Source organism: Algibacter pacificus, assembly GCF_008033385.1.
Classification (GTDB): Bacteria; Bacteroidota; Bacteroidia; order Flavobacteriales; family Flavobacteriaceae; genus Algibacter; species Algibacter pacificus.
Genome location: NZ_VOGY01000014.1, coordinates 87,650 through 105,852, shown reverse-complemented (window position 1 = coordinate 105,852; position 18,203 = coordinate 87,650). Strand labels below are relative to the sequence as shown.

11 protein-coding genes are annotated in these 18,203 nt (G+C 30.7%); 5 read left to right on the top strand and 6 right to left on the bottom strand.

Going from position 1 to position 18,203, the window contains the following annotated elements:
• Nucleotides 1-172: 172 nt before the first annotated feature.
• Nucleotides 173-709, bottom strand: a complete 537-nt coding sequence (locus tag FQU21_RS15930; protein WP_246124855.1) for an RNA polymerase sigma factor — start codon at nt 707-709, stop codon at nt 173-175.
• 105 nt (nt 710-814) lie between these two features.
• Here FQU21_RS15930 and FQU21_RS15925 point away from each other — a divergent pair, with 105 nt between their 5' ends.
• The 5 genes from FQU21_RS15925 (at nt 815) to FQU21_RS15905 (ending at nt 9,498) form a co-directional block, all read left to right on the top strand.
• Nucleotides 815-1,966: a FecR family protein gene (locus FQU21_RS15925; protein WP_147679002.1), complete on the top strand. Its 1,152-nt coding sequence runs from the start codon at nt 815-817 to the stop codon at nt 1,964-1,966.
• Between the two features lie 168 nt (nt 1,967-2,134).
• Nucleotides 2,135-5,434, top strand: a complete 3,300-nt coding sequence (locus FQU21_RS15920; RefSeq protein WP_187269406.1) for a SusC/RagA family TonB-linked outer membrane protein — start codon at nt 2,135-2,137, stop codon at nt 5,432-5,434.
• A gap of 11 nt (nt 5,435-5,445) precedes the next feature.
• The gene (locus tag FQU21_RS15915; protein ID WP_147679000.1) at nt 5,446-6,816 is read left to right on the top strand and encodes a RagB/SusD family nutrient uptake outer membrane protein; all 1,371 of its coding nucleotides are present in this window, start codon (nt 5,446-5,448) and stop codon (nt 6,814-6,816) included.
• Between the two features lie 57 nt (nt 6,817-6,873).
• Complete coding sequence (locus FQU21_RS15910) at nt 6,874-8,223, top strand: TlpA family protein disulfide reductase (RefSeq protein ID WP_147678999.1); 1,350 nt, start codon at nt 6,874-6,876, stop codon at nt 8,221-8,223.
• A gap of 108 nt (nt 8,224-8,331) precedes the next feature.
• Nucleotides 8,332-9,498, top strand: coding sequence for a TlpA disulfide reductase family protein (locus FQU21_RS15905; RefSeq protein ID WP_147678998.1), 1,167 nt, complete (start codon nt 8,332-8,334; stop codon nt 9,496-9,498).
• Nucleotides 9,499-9,859: 361 nt separating this feature from the next.
• Here the strand turns inward: FQU21_RS15905 and FQU21_RS15900 are convergent, their stop codons facing one another.
• From FQU21_RS15900 to FQU21_RS15880, 5 genes are all read right to left on the bottom strand, one after another.
• Nucleotides 9,860-11,023, bottom strand: a complete 1,164-nt coding sequence (locus FQU21_RS15900) for a TlpA disulfide reductase family protein (protein WP_187269405.1) — start codon at nt 11,021-11,023, stop codon at nt 9,860-9,862.
• 30 nt (nt 11,024-11,053) lie between these two features.
• On the bottom strand, nt 11,054-12,145 hold the full coding sequence (locus FQU21_RS15895) for a TlpA family protein disulfide reductase (RefSeq protein ID WP_147678996.1): 1,092 nt from the start codon (nt 12,143-12,145) through the stop codon (nt 11,054-11,056).
• Entirely contained in the window at nt 12,142-13,419 is a 1,278-nt protein-coding gene (locus tag FQU21_RS15890) for an amidohydrolase family protein (RefSeq protein ID WP_147678995.1), read from the bottom strand. Before FQU21_RS15890 ends, FQU21_RS15895 begins: the two co-directional genes overlap by 4 nt.
• Before the next feature lie 157 nt (nt 13,420-13,576).
• Nucleotides 13,577-14,971, bottom strand: a complete 1,395-nt coding sequence (locus tag FQU21_RS15885) for a RagB/SusD family nutrient uptake outer membrane protein (RefSeq protein WP_246124854.1) — start codon at nt 14,969-14,971, stop codon at nt 13,577-13,579.
• A gap of 10 nt (nt 14,972-14,981) precedes the next feature.
• On the bottom strand, nt 14,982-18,203 hold the full coding sequence (locus FQU21_RS15880) for a SusC/RagA family TonB-linked outer membrane protein (RefSeq protein WP_246124853.1): 3,222 nt from the start codon (nt 18,201-18,203) through the stop codon (nt 14,982-14,984).

The following is an 18,203-nucleotide window of genomic DNA, read 5'->3' as shown; positions in this document are numbered from 1 at the left end:
CCCATTAATGCGCCATAAAAGCGCTTTAATGGGGGACGCTAAAATTTTTAAAATATAAAAACCCGACAACTTGCGCTGACGGGCTTTTTATAATTTAAGATATGGTAACGTTTTACCAGAAAGCGATGAATGACATCTGGCACAAAACCTATTTTAACACTAATCTGTTTTTTTAAACTAAACACTTCTTTAAAAACCCTAAAGCCCTAGAAATATGAGCTTCTACTGTTTTTATTGAAATATTCATTTTATCGGCAACTACTTTATATTTATATCCATTTATTTTATTTTCATAAAAAACAGATTTACATCTATCAGGTAATTTGTTAATGCATTTTTCTAATTTTTTTAGTTTAATATTTTTTAAATCTTGATTAGTTTCTATAGCCTCCATCATAGCTGTATAATAGTACATAGAGAGCATTTTATCATTTCTTTTAAGTTGCCTGTAATTTTCCATTAAAGTAGTATATGCCATTTTATATAGGTAACTACTTAACGATGTAGTAATAGAAATGTTTTTTCTATTTAACCATATTTTCAAAAAAACATCCTGAACAACATCTTCTATAACCTCTATATCATCTGTATACCCCATTAAAAACACACATAGTTTTTCATAAAACTCAGAGTATACGTTTTCAAAAACTCTTCGATTACCTTCCTTTAGTGCTTTAATTACTATATTTAAATTTTCAATTTTATTCAATTATTTCAACGTTTTTCAATATATATTCTACAAATGTGAAAAAAATATTAAATTATTATAGGGTTTTTACCTTTTTTTACATCTTAAATTAAATTAAACTAAATAATGAATAAAAATCAAGTTAATAAATTAATAGTAAAACTGATTAATAATTCTATAACGGAGAGCGAATCTAATGAATTAGTAAAATGGCTTGAAGATATTAATAATTTAAAATATTTTAATGAATTTATAGAGATAAATCATTTAATTAATTCTAAAAAGAAATTTGATCATAGATTTTCTCTAAAGGAATTTATGGTAAAAACCCAGAAAAAAGAGCCTCGTTTAAGGGTTAAACTATTTTATGCTGCTGCATCAATAGCTATTTTAATTTCAATAAGTTTAGTAGTTTACATTAAAAATGTTCCAAAAAACAATAAAATTGACCCTGTTATTGTAAATAATGATATCAAAATAGGTACTGACAAAGCTGTTTTAACTCTAGGAGATGGAAGCACTGTTGTTTTAGATAAAGATAAACATTTTACTTCCAATAATTTAGAAAGCAATGGAGAAGATTTAATTTATAAATCTCCTCCAAAAAAGGCAACTAAAATTACATACAATTATTTAACAATTCCAAGAGGCGGTCAATATCATGTAACATTATCTGATGGAACTCAAGTTTGGTTAAATTCTGAATCGCAATTAAAATACCCTGTCCATTTTTCTAAAAATGAGACTCGCATAGTAGAATTAATCTACGGTGAAGCTTATTTTAAAGTATCACCAAGTACCAACCATAATAACGCTAAATTTAAAGTTATTTCCAACACTCAAGATATTGAGGTTTTGGGTACTGAATTTAATATAAAGGCCTATTTAGATGAGGATAAAACCTACACCACACTTGTTGAAGGAAGTATTGCATTACATAGTTTTAATACAAAAACCATTCTTAAACCAAACGAACAGGCTGTACTTGATAAGAAAAGTAATAGTTTAATTATTTCCTCACGAGTTGATACTTATTCTGAGATAGCATGGAAACGAGGTCTATTTAGCTTTAAAGACAAAACTCTAAAGGACATTATGAAAGTTCTTTCTAGATGGTATGACATTAATATCATTTTTGAAGATAAAACCTTAGAAACCGTTAAGTTTAAAGGAGTGATAAGCAAAAAGCAAAATCTTACAGATATCCTTTTATTAATTAAAAACACAAACTATATAAACTCCTATGAAATAAAACAAAACACGCTTATATTAAAATAGTAAAGGGAACAAAGTTTTAGACCGTTCAAAGAAAAAACTTCATCCCCTTATAGATTATTAATTAATTAAATCAAAAAAATGATTAACTAACCAAAAACAAGCAAATTTATGGAATTTAAATTAACCAATGCTCTTTTTTTACTAAGAAGACACTTATTAACAATCGTTATGAAAACCTTCATTTTTTTATTGTGCACGACGGTTTTTGGCTTTACAACAGATAACGTATTGTCCCAAAATGCCAAAATTAAAATTGAAAGGAAACAAACTATTACCGTAGATCAGGTTTTTGACCTGATTATGACGCAAACAGATTATACATTTATATATCAAGTAGATATGTTTAAGGATTTTCCTAAAGTAACACTGAACAAAGGCAATATTAGAGCTAACGATCTTTTACTAAAATCCTTATCAAAAGATAAATTCAACTTTGAATTAACTGGTAAAAACACCATTGTTATTACTAACAAACCTAGTAAATATAGAGTTCAACAAACTATCAAAGGTAACGTTACTGAAGAAAACAGACTGCCTTTACCTGGAGTTACTATTTTTATAAAAAAAACAAAAAAAGGAACAACCACAGATATTGATGGAAACTATACAATTGCAGCCAATATTGGTGATATTTTAGTTTTTCAATATTTAGGCAAAAAAACTCAAGAAGTAGAAATAACGTCGAATGATGCTCCCATTAACATCACCTTAAAATCAGATGATGAATCACTAGAGGAAGTTGTGGTAGTTGGTTATGGATCGGTAAACAAAAAAGATGTAACAGGATCTGTATCTTCAATATCTAGTTCAGAAATCACTAACATAACACCAACTACTTTTGAGCAAGCTATCGCCGCCAAAGCCCCAGGCGTTTTTGTTAAACAAACAACAGGTCGCCCAGGAGAAGGTATTGTTATCAATATTCGTGGTGTCTCTTCAATTTTAGGATATAATCAACCCTTGTATGTAATAGATGGCGTACCTATAGATACCCATCCCAATTATATCAGTGGATATTCATTTGATGCTGGTATATCCGGAAGAGGAAATCCATTAGCAACTATTGACCCAGATGACATTCAAAGTATTGATATTTTAAAAGATGCATCTGCTGCTGCTATTTATGGATCAAGAGCTGCAAACGGCGTAGTTATAGTTACTACTAAAAAAGGACATAAAAATCTCAAACCTACTATTTCTATAAATTCCTCAATAACAATAGACAAACCATTAGAATTATATAATGCACTAAATGCTGAAGAATACAAATCTAATTTAACAATCGCAGCTCAAAATTTTTCTGGAAACAGCTCCTTAAAAACAAGTATTTTAAACGACCCCGATTTTTTTCAAAATGGAAGCACTAATTGGCAAGAAGAAATAACACGCACAGCCATAACAAAAAATTTAGGTTTAGGCATATCTGGTGGAAGTGAAAAAAGTATTTATTCTTTTAATCTGAATTTATCAGATCAGGAAGGAATTATTAATAAAACTGGATTCAAGCGTTACAATATTCGAACAAACATTGAAACCGAGTTTAGTAAACATTTAAAAGTGGGAACTAATTTGAATTTTACTAATTCTCTTAATTATGGTAGCACTGGATTATTTGCTATCCAAGATGCTATTAAATATCGTCCAGATTATAACATCTACCTAAATAATGGCGATTTCAACAACTATAAAGAAGACCCCAATCCAATTGCAACTTTAGGGACAGATAGTAAAAAACACTCTAATAGCCTATTGGGGAATATATTTGCAGAAGTAAATCTTATACCAGAATTAACTTTTAAAACACAACTTAATGCAAGTTTGTATTTAACAGAAAGTAATTACTTTAATCCCCCAACAGCATCAAGCAATGATGAGGCAACTAGATCTGAACGAAATGGCCGCACATTCAACACCACTTTTGACAACACATTAACTTTTAAAAAGCTTTTTAATGAAAAACATGCTATTAATGCACTTGTAGGCGCATCTTTTTACAAAACGGAGGATCACTACTCTAGTATTGGTGTTAGAGGCTTTGCTAACTACGAACAAATAAACAATATAGGTTCTGCAAACGAAATTACTAGTGCAGGTGGAGGAAATGCGTCAAGTGGTCTGGTATCATATTTTACACGTCTCAATTATAATTTTGATAGTCGCTATTATGCTACCTTTACATTTAGAGCAGATGAATCATCTAAATTTGGACCTAATAATAGATGGGGAAAATTCCCTTCTGGAGCTTTAGCATGGAATATTAGTAATGAAACTTTTATAAAAAATGCATATTGGATAAATAATTTAAAGTTAAGAACTAGTTATGGTTTAACAGGTTTAGCAAATGTAAGCGACTTTTTATATGACACCTTTTTTGGGGCAGGATACAGTTATAATGGTTTAAATGGTATTGCGCCCCTTGGTTTACCCAACCCTAATATTAGATGGCAAAAAACCAAACAATTAGATGTAGCAGTTGATTTTAGTTTTTTCAATTCTCGCCTAAATGGAACAGTAGGTTATTTCACTAAAAGAATAGATGACTTATTGATGAACAGGCCCGTTCAATTAGAATTAGGCTATAACAGCCAAAGTGCTAATATTGGTAAAATGGACAATAAGGGCATTGAACTGCAAATAGGTGGCGATATCATTAGAACAGAAGATTTTATTTTTAATACAACGTTTAATTTTACATCCATTCAAAATAAAATTGTAGATTTAGAAGGGGGGTTTCCCTTTCCTACAGGAGGGACTTCCTTAGTTGAAGAAGGTCAACCTCTAGGAACAATTAGAGGGTATAGAGTTGAAGGTATTTTTCAAAATCAAGATGAAATAACTACACTTAACAACGCTTCTCCAACTGGCAGATATCAATCTTCAACAACTGCACCTGGAGATTACAAATTTAGAGATATTAACGATGATGGTGTTATAACTAGCGAAGATACAGAAGTATTAGGTTCCATACAGCCCGATTTTTTTGGAGGGCTCACCACTACTTTTCAATATAAAAATTTCAGTCTATCAACACTCTGGCAGTACTCTTATGGAAACTCAAAAGTTTGGGAAGCCGCAGGTGTTTTAAAAGGCATTGAGAATGTTATTAAAGATAATGTCCAAGATGCTTGGTCTCCAACAAACACTGATGGAACACAACCAAGATTAGTATTAAATGACCCTAATGATAATGATAGAACTTCTGACGCCTTTGTACATGATGCATCATTCGTCCGTTTAAAAAATATCAGATTAGGCTACACATTTCCAACTAATATTACCAAAAAAATTAAAGTTAATAACATTAACATATATATGTCATTAAGTAATTTATTGACATTCACAAAATACCCAGGATTAGATCCTGAAACCAGTAGAGATGATGGTAGGCAAAGTTTTTTTAATTACACTGATGCTGATGAATACCCTTTATCTAGAGGTCTTGTTTTTGGAATTAACGTAAAACTTTAAAAAAAATTAACATGAAAAATTATCATAACATTATCATAGTATTCATAATAACTTTTTGTATCCACTCTTGCGAACTAGTTGATGTAACAGATATTGAAGCTCAAGATGTATTAACAGAAGAAACAGCCATTAGAGATCAAATAGGAGCTGAACTAACATTAGCGGGCGCATACAGCTTTTTAAATGATGCTTCTGGAACATTATACATAAAAAGTGTTGTACTTCAACTAGGTATCGAAGCAGAACCAGGAGGTATTATTGGAGGCACATCTTCTAGCTATTATGTGAATAATGTAGATCCACAAGATAGAGATTCTAAAAACGTATATTCAGGAATGTACACCATCTCAAATAGAGCAAATTACCTCATTAATATATTACCATCTCTTGATGATGCGCTATTTGAAACTGGTAGCAAGTCTAAAATTATTGCAGAAGCTAAATTCTTAAGAGCACTTTCTCATTTTTATCTTCTTAGAAGCTATGGGCAATTTTGGGATTTAAATTCTAAGTACGGCATTGTATTAAGAACAGAGCCAGCAAACGATGCAATTGCAATCCCTAGAAGTACCGTACAAGAAACATATGATTTTATTTTAAACGATTTAGATACTGCCATACCAGATTTAGCTGTTACTAGCCCTGGATACTATGCCAACAAATATGCAGCTCTGGCTCTTAAAGCGAGAATAATGCTTTACATGGGTAAATATACAGAGGCAGCAATATTATCAAAAGATGTAATTGACAACAGCCCGTTTAAATTAGAAGATACTTTTGCTGAAGTTTTTGAAAATGAGTTTAATTCTTCTGAAATGCTTTTTGCTACATATCATGATGATAATGAATATAGTGCCTCAAGTGTATTATGGTGGATTTATATTAGCATATCTGATTATTACAAGAATTTTGCTAATAGTGTGAATGATACCAGAATTTCTTATGTTAATTATGAACACCCTACAAGAGGTTTTATAAATGGTAAATTTAGAGGCTTTTTTGATGGAGGTACTAATATCCATTTAAGGCTGGCAGAAGTTTATCTTATATATGCCGAGGCATTAGCAAGATCGAACGGAGATCTTAAAGATATTAAAGATGCCATAAACAAAATACGTAATAGAGCAGGTATGGATAACACAAATGCTTCTACTAGAGAAGAACTGATAAATGCAATAAGACAAGAAAAACTGTTAGAACTCGCTGTAGAAGAAGGAGAACCTTGGTTTGACACCATTAGATATGCTATAGTAGATGGTTTTGATATCTCTACCATAAAGCCAACAATAACTAGTAAAGACCAATACATCCTGCCAATTCCTTATGATTCTGTAACTACTAGTAATAATGTAGTAGATCAGAACCCAGGATATAAATTCTAATCAATTTAAAAGTTAGACAGGTACTGCCTGTCTAACTATAATCTCAAAAATTTAATTATGAAGAATAAACACCCATACAAAGGTTTTGTGTTTTTACTAGTAATATTTTTTACTTTAACAAGTTGTCTAGAAAAAACAAAACCTGCCCCAACCAATGAACAACTTACTCAATTACAATCAGATTTATTAGTTATAACTACATCAAAAAATCCTGATAGTATTAAAAATGTTCAATCTGCTAAAATAATAAACGAAGTATCTAAAAACTTCGACTTTGACAAACTTAGCTTAACTCAAATAAATGCTTTTTTTCAACCTAAAGGACTGCTATATAAAAACAATGAATTACGTAAAGCTATATACCCTGCTCTAGACAAGCTGTCAGCATCAAATAACCTTGAAGGTGCAAAAGCTGCAGCTATAAAGGTTGTAAATTTTCCAATTGCTGAAAATGGCAACACTAAAGATTATGATCAAAATTTAAAATGGATAACAGCTTATAAAGAATTGGTACATCACCCTGCTATTGGAGAATTATTACTTTTAAATGAAAACTCGGCATCAACTGCTTTTGGCAGACTACAGTTTTTAAATTTAAAAGCAATAGGTGATTCTAAATTAATGGACGATATTATACCACTACTCGACCTTCCTATGTCTGTACCCGCCGTGAATTCTATTTTTGCACCGTTCAAAGTTGCTTCAAATGATGAGGTTGGCTTATCTAAAGAAAAGTTAGAAGTTATTAGAACTAAATCTGTAGCGGCTATAGATAGAGCTTTTAACACTTTAAACATTAGTAGGCCTTCATATCTTAATAAACGTAGAGCATATTTAACCGGAGCATACGCAAAAAAACAATTAATTAACAATCCTGCACCAGCACTAGATATTAGCTGGATTAGCAAAGGAAAAGAAAAATCATTAGCTGATTTTAAAGGAAAGGTGGTTCTAATTGACTTTTGGGCAACATGGTGCGCACCGTGTATTGCTAGTTTTCCAAATATTAGAAAACTCCAAGAACGTTATGAAGGATACCCTGTAGAAATTATTGGAGTTACTAGTCTTCAAGGCTATCATTTAGATAAAGAAAATAAAAAAAGAATCCCCGCTAAAGACCAACCAGAAATAGAATACAAAGGAATGTTATCATTTATGAAGTTTTTAGATATGACTTGGAAAGTGGCTTTTACAACACAACCAGAATTTAATCCCGATTTTGGAGTTACTGGAATTCCACATGTTGCAATAATAGATCCTAAGGGAATGGTACGTTACAACATGTTGCGCCCTTATCACGCACCGTATCTTGAGGCTGAAAAAATTGATAAACTTTTAGAAGAGGCTGGCTTACCCTTTCCTAAACACCCCATGCCTAAAGAAAATTACAGCACCATTAAGGAATAAATTCAGATAATCGAGAACCTATAAAAAGGACTAAAAAATTATGTTACTTCAAAAATTTCAGCGCAAGCTCAAATTATCAAATACATAATGAGAAATAAAAATTAAAACATGAAAAAAGAAATAAAAAAAGCCCTAATACACCTTAAGGTTATAAACTTAATTCTCATAATATTTTCATTGGTTTTGCTTAATTGTAAAGAAAAAAACCAATTAGTTTCCAAAGAAAAGGCACCAAACAAATCACATGATTTTAAAGTATTAGTTCATATTGAAGGTACTGATGACGAGCTTTTATCAGTTACATATTTAGATATGGATGGAAAAAAGAAAACTTTAGAACAACAAGCTAATAAAGGACAGGTTGTTTTTAAAGGAGAGATTTTACACCCTAGTTGGGTACGCTTCTATGGTAAAAAATCAAAAGCAAATGGTGCATTTTTTCTAGAACCAGGCGAAGTTAGCGTGAAATTGAGTTCAAACTTTCCGTTTCTAAAGGACGTAAAAGGATCTGTAACTCATGACGAATATACAAACTTCAGAAAATCGCGGGCAGATTTAAATCAAGCATCAGACTCTTTATATACATTGGCAGAACCATTAACCATACTTAATGATAAGACTCAAGAACAAGAAACAAAACAACAAAATTTATATGCTGAGATTGGAAAAATAAATGAAATTAAGAAACTAGATTATATTATGAAACATCCAGATTCTTATTTGTCGTTAGCATTTGCAAGATCACTTTACATCTACAATCCTAAAGTTGAAGATTTAGAATATGTATATGGTTTATTGGGCAACACTATGAAATCTAAATGGTTAGGGAAAGAACTTTATAATTATAAAGAATTAACAAAAAAAGTAACTGTAGGTAGAAATCTACCAAACTTTATATTGCCAGACAGAAATGGAAACAAGGTTTCTTTAGAAGATTTTAAAGGCAAATACGTACTAGTCGATTTTTGGTATAGTGGCTGCCCGCCATGTATTGCGCAATTTCCTAAACTTAAAGAATTACATCAGGCTAATAAAGACGTTTTTGAAATTGTTGGCGTTTCTCATGATGGTGAACGCCATAGAGATAAATGGTTACGTGTTTTAGATAAATTAAACACCTCATGGACGCAATTATTAGATATAGACAACGCCGTTTGCAATGAATTTGGTATTCAAGCCTTTCCAAGCAACTTTTTATTAGACAAATCTGGTAAAATTATAATGAAAAATATCTCAGAACATGAATTAGAAAACTTTCTAATAGGCCTGTACTAAATTTTTGTGTTTTAGAAAAATAAGGTAATGCCTAATAAACTGTGTAAGTTTTAAAATCTCAGGTCAGAATTTGATCTGAGATTTTTTTATTTATTAATGTATTTGATGTCTATAAAAAAGTAAGCTGTATTTTGTACTTATCTAAAACCCACGTTTTATTTGATAACTATGCTTCATTTTTGTTAACTCTATACTATTATAATTTAACCAAGATTATTAAGGATCGTTGTTATTGTTATTTCTGCATTTAAGCTTTTATTGGTCTCCTTAATATCTTGAACACATATACAATTTAAACAACTAAAAAAATCATAAAATAAATATGTTCCATTTCTCTATTTTTAGCTAATAGTTATAGTTATTATTGTATTAGCTTTTTTAAGGTTTTCTCTAAATCTTCCCCTCTTAACCCTTTATTTAATTTTACTATTCTGCCTTCTGGATTAACTAGAACCGTCCAAGGAATACCTAGATATTGGTATAGATCTTTTGTTTTTAATTTTTCATCCCATAGTTTTATATATGGTAAATTTTCTTCTTCTAACGACTTTAACCATGCTTCTTTTGTACTATCAAGAGATACAGATACTATTTTTAAACCTTTGTCTTTAAATTTTTCATGAGCTTGTTTTAAATAAGGAATTTCCCTTTTACATGGTCCACACCAACTTGCCCAAAAATCAATAAGTACATAAGCGCCTTTAAAGTCTGAAAGTTTTATGTTTTTGTTCACATGATTTGCCAATTCAAAATCTGGAGCCATTGCACCAATAGAGGAATTTTCTTTTAATTCTATTTGTTTATTTAAAAGAGAAATATAATGAGAATCTTTAATGCTTGGAGCGAACTTATTTACCAAATTTTTAAGAAACTCAGGCGATTTTCTTTTAAATCTATTGTAAGCAATATAAGAAAGCGCTATACTTTCTGAATTAGTATTTATAGCATCTACTATATTTTGTCCTTTTACCACGTTTAACGAATCTATTATATGACTATAATACTTTAAGTTTTTTAAATTTTCTTCACTTTGTTCTATATCATTGTAAAGTTTAAATGCTTGACTATATCGTTCTGCATACTTTTCCATTTCAATACTAGCAGGAAAATTGGCTTCTAGATTTTTATACGCTTTTGTAATTGGAGATCCGATAACTTTTACATTTAATAAGTTGTCATCTAAAATCTCTCCTTTAATATTAATATTTTTACTGTCAATAAAAAAATACGCTTTATTTCGTTTACCTTTCAAATCACCAGGTTTATTAGCTAATTGTGGTAAATATACACCTTGCATTTTAGGGTTATTTATATCAAGTTTATGTTCAAAAACAAAACTGTTATTGGTTGCTTGCACAGTATCTAAAGGAAAAAATTTGTCATCCATTAAAACAACAGGGTTATTTTCTAAACCGGATATTGTTCCTTTAATAATTTGCTTATCTTTTTCTTCAGTGTTATTACAAGAACTTACTGTAATTAATGTAAATATTAATAGGGGTATTATAGTGAATGAATTTTTCATCATTTTAAAATTTAGTACGAGCTATTAGTTTTAATAAATTGTTTCTAGAAGTTCTTCTAATTCGGTATGGGTTAAATATTGATCAACTACTTTACCTTCAGGATCTATAACATAAGTACTGGGTAATCTTTCAACATTATAAAGTTCCTTTATTTCAGATTTATAAAATCCTTTTAAATCTGAAAGTTGTATCCAAGGAATTTGATCATCTTTAATAGCTTTTACCCATTTTTCTTTATCATCATCGAAGGAAATAGAAACTATTTTAAAACCTTTTTCTTTGTATTTATTATACAGAGGGATAATTTTTTTATTAGTCACTCTACATGGTGCACACCAACTTGCCCAAAAATCGATAAGCGCATAGTGGCCTTTAAAATCATTAAGGGTAAACACCTTATTGTTAGGGTTTTTTAAAGAAAACTCAGGAACTTTCTGACCTATAATACGGTTTTCAGCTTTGCTTTTTAATTTATTTTCTATGAAGCTTAGCATTGTTTTATCTTTATTTTCCTCATTATTAACTATTTTATAAAAGGCATTAAGTTCATGATAACTTAGTACATCAAAGTAGCGAACTATATGTTTAAGTAAGTATAAAGAAATATAAGATTTTGGATGTTTTTTTATATAATCTTTTTGAATGTCCAAAAGGTTTTCAAAATATTTTGATGATAACCTATTAAGGTCTTCTTTACTTAGAGTCGTATCTTTTGATACCTCAGTTAACTTTTGGTTTAAAGGGGTTAGCCTTTTTAATAACTTATTATATTCAGCTTGTAGAGAGTTATTTGGAGCTACAATTGACATATTATTACCATTAATAATGAATTTATAGTTCAATTCAGGCTCATAAAAGAAAACAAGTCTAGGTAACTTATAATCATTTGTTTGAACTTCTAAAACTTTAACATTTTTAAAAGAAAGATTATGGTTAAACGTTTTATTTATTATGTTAATAGAATCTAGAATTGTTTTATTCTCACTCTCTAAATCAAAAAGTTCAATTTGTTCTATTTTCTTGTTATCTACTATTTCACCAATAATAGTTGGAGGTGTATTTTGGCTACAACTAGTAAATAAGATACATGTAATAGATAATAAAATAATGATATTTTTCATGTTTTTTCTTTTTTATAAATAATTCCAGACTTAATAGTAGTGTGTATATCTTTTAAGTTTTCTATATGGTCTAAAGGGTTTTTGTTTACTATAATAATATCAGCTTTTTTACCTTTTTCTATAGTACCTCTATCTGCTAACCCTATACTTTCAGCTCCTATTTTTGTAGCACTATATAATGCTTCTGCATTGGTAAAACCACATTTATCCACAAGAAGTTTTAATTCTTTAAAAAAGGGGATTTCTGGTTCATACAAATAAGGCCAATCAGTTCCCACAGCTACCTTCACTCCTAATTCATGAGCGCGCTTTGGAATTTCTACTCCATTCATATTGTTATTTTCTGCTATATAGTTTGTTGGATCTAAAATAACTTTGTTCTTTTTCATTAACAGTAATATTCTATCCAACCTGTTAAAATCAATTTTATTTGATAAACTTTCTCGGGTAATTTCACCATCCTCATTTAAACCGTACATAATATCCCAAGCATGAGACATCGTGTTTACTTTTGCATTTGCTATTTGCATAGGCGATGCGGGGAACACAGCAGAATGACTCCAAGCTTGTAGCCCTTGATTATTTGCTTCCTCTACAATGTTTTTAACTAAATGAGCACTTAAATCTGAATAAATTTTAATTCCAGTAGCACCAGATCCTTTTGCTCTTGCCACTGCTAAGGCTATATTTGTTGAATCGGTTATGGTTTGCGCCCAAGGCTTATCACTTTTATCTTCGGGATTGTTTGAATGTCTTCTTGTCATATTAAAATATTTTGGACCTGCAAACTGTGAAGCATAAAAAATTGAAGGAGCAGGAATTTGATCTAAGCGACTTGCTCGTGCATAATCTGAAAGTATAATAGCATTTCCAGCCATATCTCTTACCGTGGTAATTCCAGAGTTAATCATTTTTAGTAGTACCGCTTCTACCTCCTTTTGGTTTTCTATTCGGTTTTTTTTAGGTACTGTTGCTAAATGTACATGTGCATCTATTAAGCCAGGTAATATATATTTACCCTTTAAATCTATAACTTTGGCGTTAGCATATTCTTTTGTGTTTTCTGTAAAAAAGATTTCTTCAATTTTATCTGCTTTAATTACAATTGTTCCTGTTTTTACAGAACCCTCTTGTGAAGTTAAGCTTATTATTGAACCATTTTTTAAAACTAATAACGAATCACTATCGGTTGTATATCCTTGATATTGACAGTAGCAGTTATTTATTCCAATAATTAAAAGGATAAATAAATATATTTTTATTGTTTTTTTCATCTAATCTATTATTCATTCTGTTTAAATGAAGGCTGTGCATATATAACACAACCTTCATCAATTTAATTTAGGGTTACTGAAATAGGCCTACCTACAAATTCGGTTATAATCAAGTAGTACAGTTTTAAAACAGTTATTGTTTAATAAAAAAAGGGGATTATTTATATGGGTCATTTTGAGTTAAACCAGACCTGTCAATTTCTAATTGAGGAATTGGTAACGCAAAGCGGTCATCTTTTGGCGCCAAAGAACTTCCATCTGCTCTTGTAAAACCTTGTCCTTTCCTTTTTAAATCTGTAAACCTAAAGCCTTCAAATGCAAGTTCACGTCTGCGTTCATCTAAAATTTCATTAGATAAATCACTTCCTGAATAGTCTCCAATACCTCTGGCATTTCTTAAAATATTTAAATTTTTCAGAGCCATTTCAGGATTACCTGTATGGTCATAAGCTTCAGCAAGAATTAAGTACAATTCAGGAACACGTACCAGTTTAATATCTGTTACTCCTGGGTTGGATGACGTAGCCGTTCTTTCACTTATATGCTTTTTAGGATAGAAGGCGCCAGAACCAAATGGTTCAAGTTCAAAATAGGCATTAAACCTAATATCATTTGCTTGGTCGTAAAGATTTATTAAATCATCAGACACATAATATGGAAAACTAAAATAAACTGGTACAGATAGTAGCGCCGCATTGCTACCATCGTCTGAACTTCCAAATCGAATTCTAAAAATTATTTCATTAGAATCGTCTTGTCTCCATTGGTTTTCAAATGCCATTTCTTCGGTATCAAGCGTATATCTACTATCGGTTAATGCTTTTTCTGCATAAAAAATGGCACTTTCAAAATCGTTTGTTTCATGGTAAACTCTAGCCAACAAAGCTTCTATTCCAGTTTTAGACAATCTATATGAGTTTACATCGTTAGTTGCTAAACTTACAGCTTCTAACAAATCTGTTATTACAAAATCAATAACCTCTTGGTTTGTATTTCTGGGATTTATGTCTAAAAGTTCATCGGTTTCAAATCTATAGGGCACCGCAAGCGCACTGCTGTTTGTATTAAAGGCTGGAGCAAAGAAACGATACAAATTATAGTGCAACAAAGCTCTTAATCCAAGAGCTTCGGCCAAAAAGACATCTTTGTTAGGAAGGTTACTTGTTCTAGCTGCATTTATTAGTATATTGGCATTATTTATAGCCTCATAAGAAATTTTCCAGAACCCTTCAGATTGAAACGAATCAGCATTATAGGTAAGTGTATAAAAATCGTTATGAGTATTGTCAAAGGTAAAACCAAAAGGAGACCCTAAAATTATATCATCACTTACCGCTTCAGGTATAGAATAAATACAAAAATTATAGCCTAAAAAATCTTGTTTCATAATAGCATAAACGCCATCTAAAGCACTTCTAAAACCACCTTCTGTTTGAAGTAATGTTTCTGGTGATACTTCATCTAAAGGTTCTTTATCTAAAATGTTATCTGAACAGCTTGAAAGTCCAAAAACAATGATACATATATATATAAATTTTGTGAATGTTTTCATAAGTTTTAAATTAAAAGTTAGCATTAATACCAAAAGAAAATCCTCTATTAATAGATGAACTCAGGCCAATACCTCCATTTCCAGTAGCAAACTCTGGATCTATATAGTCAACATCTGTAAAAGTGAATAAGTTTTGTCCTTGGGCAAAAACTCTTAAACGCTCTATGCCTATTTTTTTCGAAATATTATTGTTTAGGGTATAACCAATTACAAAGTTTTTAAGTTTTACATAACTAGCGTCTTGTAAGAATTGTGTGGATGCTTCAAAGTCTGAATTTATTGCAAACTTAGGTCTAAAAGGGTTTAGTGCTCTAACAGCTACATTGGTTTGATCTCCTGGGTTTTTCCATGCGTTTAATACATTAACGTGCTGGTTTAAAGCCACATTATTATACAAATCATGTACACCACTATTAAGGACATAATTTCCTCCTGAAAATGAGACTAAAAATGATGCATCAAAATTTTTATAAGCAAATGTATTGGTAATACCTCCATGATATTTTGGGATAGAGCTTTTATTTGTTACTGCTTTAAGACCTGTAATTTCATTACGATTTCCAGTACTAATATTCGTATCATAATCAATAAGATTTCCATCAGCATCTCTATATTGATTAAAACCAGTATCAGGGTTTACTCCTGCCCAGTCTACAATATACAGTGCATTAATAGGACTGCCTTCCTTATAAGCAATATTACCGCGTAAAATAAGTTCTCTATCTTCAGTTAATGAAATTACAGTGCCTTTATTGTTTGAAAAAGTAAACTCTGATGCCCAGCTAAAATCTTTATTTTGCACATTAATTGTATGCAACGCGATTTCAAAACCTTTGTTTTCAAAATCACCAATGTTAGATGTTAAATTATCAAAACCAGAGGTTAATGGAATAGGAACGTCGTTTAATAAATCTTTTGTAATTCTAATATAATAATCAAAAGATCCTGAAATTCTATTGTTAATCAGTCCAAAATCCAATCCAAAATTGGTATTGTTATTTTTTTCCCAAGTTAAATTTGGGTTATTTCCTCTTGATAAGCTTGGCATCCTAATATCATTATAACTATATCTATATTGATAAAGTGACTTAGAGGTAAAGTTTCCAATAAAATCATTTCCTGAAGTCCCTGTACTAAACCGTAATTTTAAACTGTTAATTAGTTTACTTTCTTCAAAAAGGTCTTTACCAAGGTTCCAAGATGTTCCAATAGACCAAAAGTTGGCATATTTATTATTATCACCAAATTTTGACGACCCATCTCTTCTGTAGGATAGTGAAAGGTTATAAACACTATTAAAAGAATAATTCAATCTCGAAAAGTAAGAAATGGAGCCCGCATGTGACTTGCCCTCATTAATGGTTGGAGGGTTGGTAGAGGCACTTAAAATTTGAACAGCATCTGACTCGAATCCCGTTGCTCTTCCTGAAAAGCTATAAGATTCATTTTCATTGTATTCATTACCTAACAATAAGTTAAAACCATGCTTATTAAAAGTTTTATTTCCGGTGGCAGTAAAGGTTGCCGTATAATTACTATTGTTTCCATTACCAGAACTTAATTCGCCTCCATCGATAATAACATTTTCATAATTAGTGTTATTATATGCATTATAGTTAGCCCCTAAAATACCGTTTAAAGTTAACCAACTAAGGGGTTTAAAAGTTACGTTTGCACTACCTCCAATATTTTTTCTTACCGATTCAATATTAGTATTCTCTCTAACAAAAAGCGGATTTAAAGGTTGCCCTCCAAAAGCACTCAATACGGATATGGTTCTATTTGGGTTTCCAAATTCATCAAATACCTGCTCAAAAGGGTTTAATAAAAAGGCGTTGGAAAAAGGATTTCCCACACTACGCCTGTCTTGGTTATTAACATTTCCAAAATTACTAGATAACGCCAATTTTAGTTTTCTATGCAAATCAAAATCGGCTTTCATGTTAACTGTATAGCGCTCGTATTCACTACCATATGTATTATCGACCTTACTATAAGAAATAGATGAGTAATAACTAGATTTAATACCGCCACCAGATATGGTAATATCATGATTTTTGCTAATTTCGTTATCAATTAACAAATTTGCCCAATTAATATTATTACCCGAATTTCTTCGTTCTTCCAATAATTCTGGTTCGTCATCATAAAACCCTAAAGCTGCTTCATAATCGAGCTTTTGAGAAGCATTCATAAGATCATTGGTAAATGATTTATCTGGATTTTTAAACCCTAATCTTGTATTTAGACTAACTTGTAATATTCTATTTTTTTCACCTCTTTTAGTTGAAACTAAAATAACACCATTAGATCCTCTTGATCCGTATATAGAAGTTGCTGCAGCATCTTTTAAAACACTTATATTTTTAATATCGTTGCCGTTAATAGCCGAAGCATTGAGTCCTCCAGGCATTTGTACACCATCTACCACAATTAAAGGCTCTGTATCAGCATTTATAGACCCAACACCTCGCAATAGAATAGATGGCGGTGTATCTGGGTTTGAGAAACTTTCTTGTACTAGCATACCTGGTATAATACCAATTAAAGCGTCTGCAAAAGATACATTTTGGGTAGTTTGTAGTGCTTTAGTATCTATTTTAGTAACCGCGCCGGTTAGTTGTTCTTTAGAAATTTCTCCATATCCCAAAATTACAACCTCGCCTAATTGGTTGGCATCTTCTTTTAACACAATATTAAGTATGGTTTGGTCTTTTATAATTATATCTTGATGAACAAAACCTAAATAGCTAAAGGTTATAAGATCGCCTTTTTTAACAGCAATTTCATATTTTCCATCAAAATTAGTGGCTGTACCTTGGAAGTTTACTTTATTCCTGTTAACCAATATATTTACACCTAGCAAAGGCATTCCGTTTTCATCGGTTACTACTCCCGAAATTATTCGTTCTTGTTTAACAGCCAATTTTTCTTTCAGAAGAATAGTTTTGTCTTCTGTTAATTCATATTGGTAATTACTAAAAAATAAACTTTTTGATAATAACTCGTGCGGTGTAGTAACGCCTTTTTTTAATTTAATTTTAGGAATATGATTAAAAGTTTCCGTACTATAAATAAATTTATAATCCGTTTCTTTTTTAATCAACTCAAAAATATCTATTGCAGATATTTCTTGATCTTCCTCAATATATATTTTTATATTTTGAGAAAATCCCGTATTAGAATTAAAACCAAAGGTTAGTGTACAACATAAAAAAATAAATAATCTCAT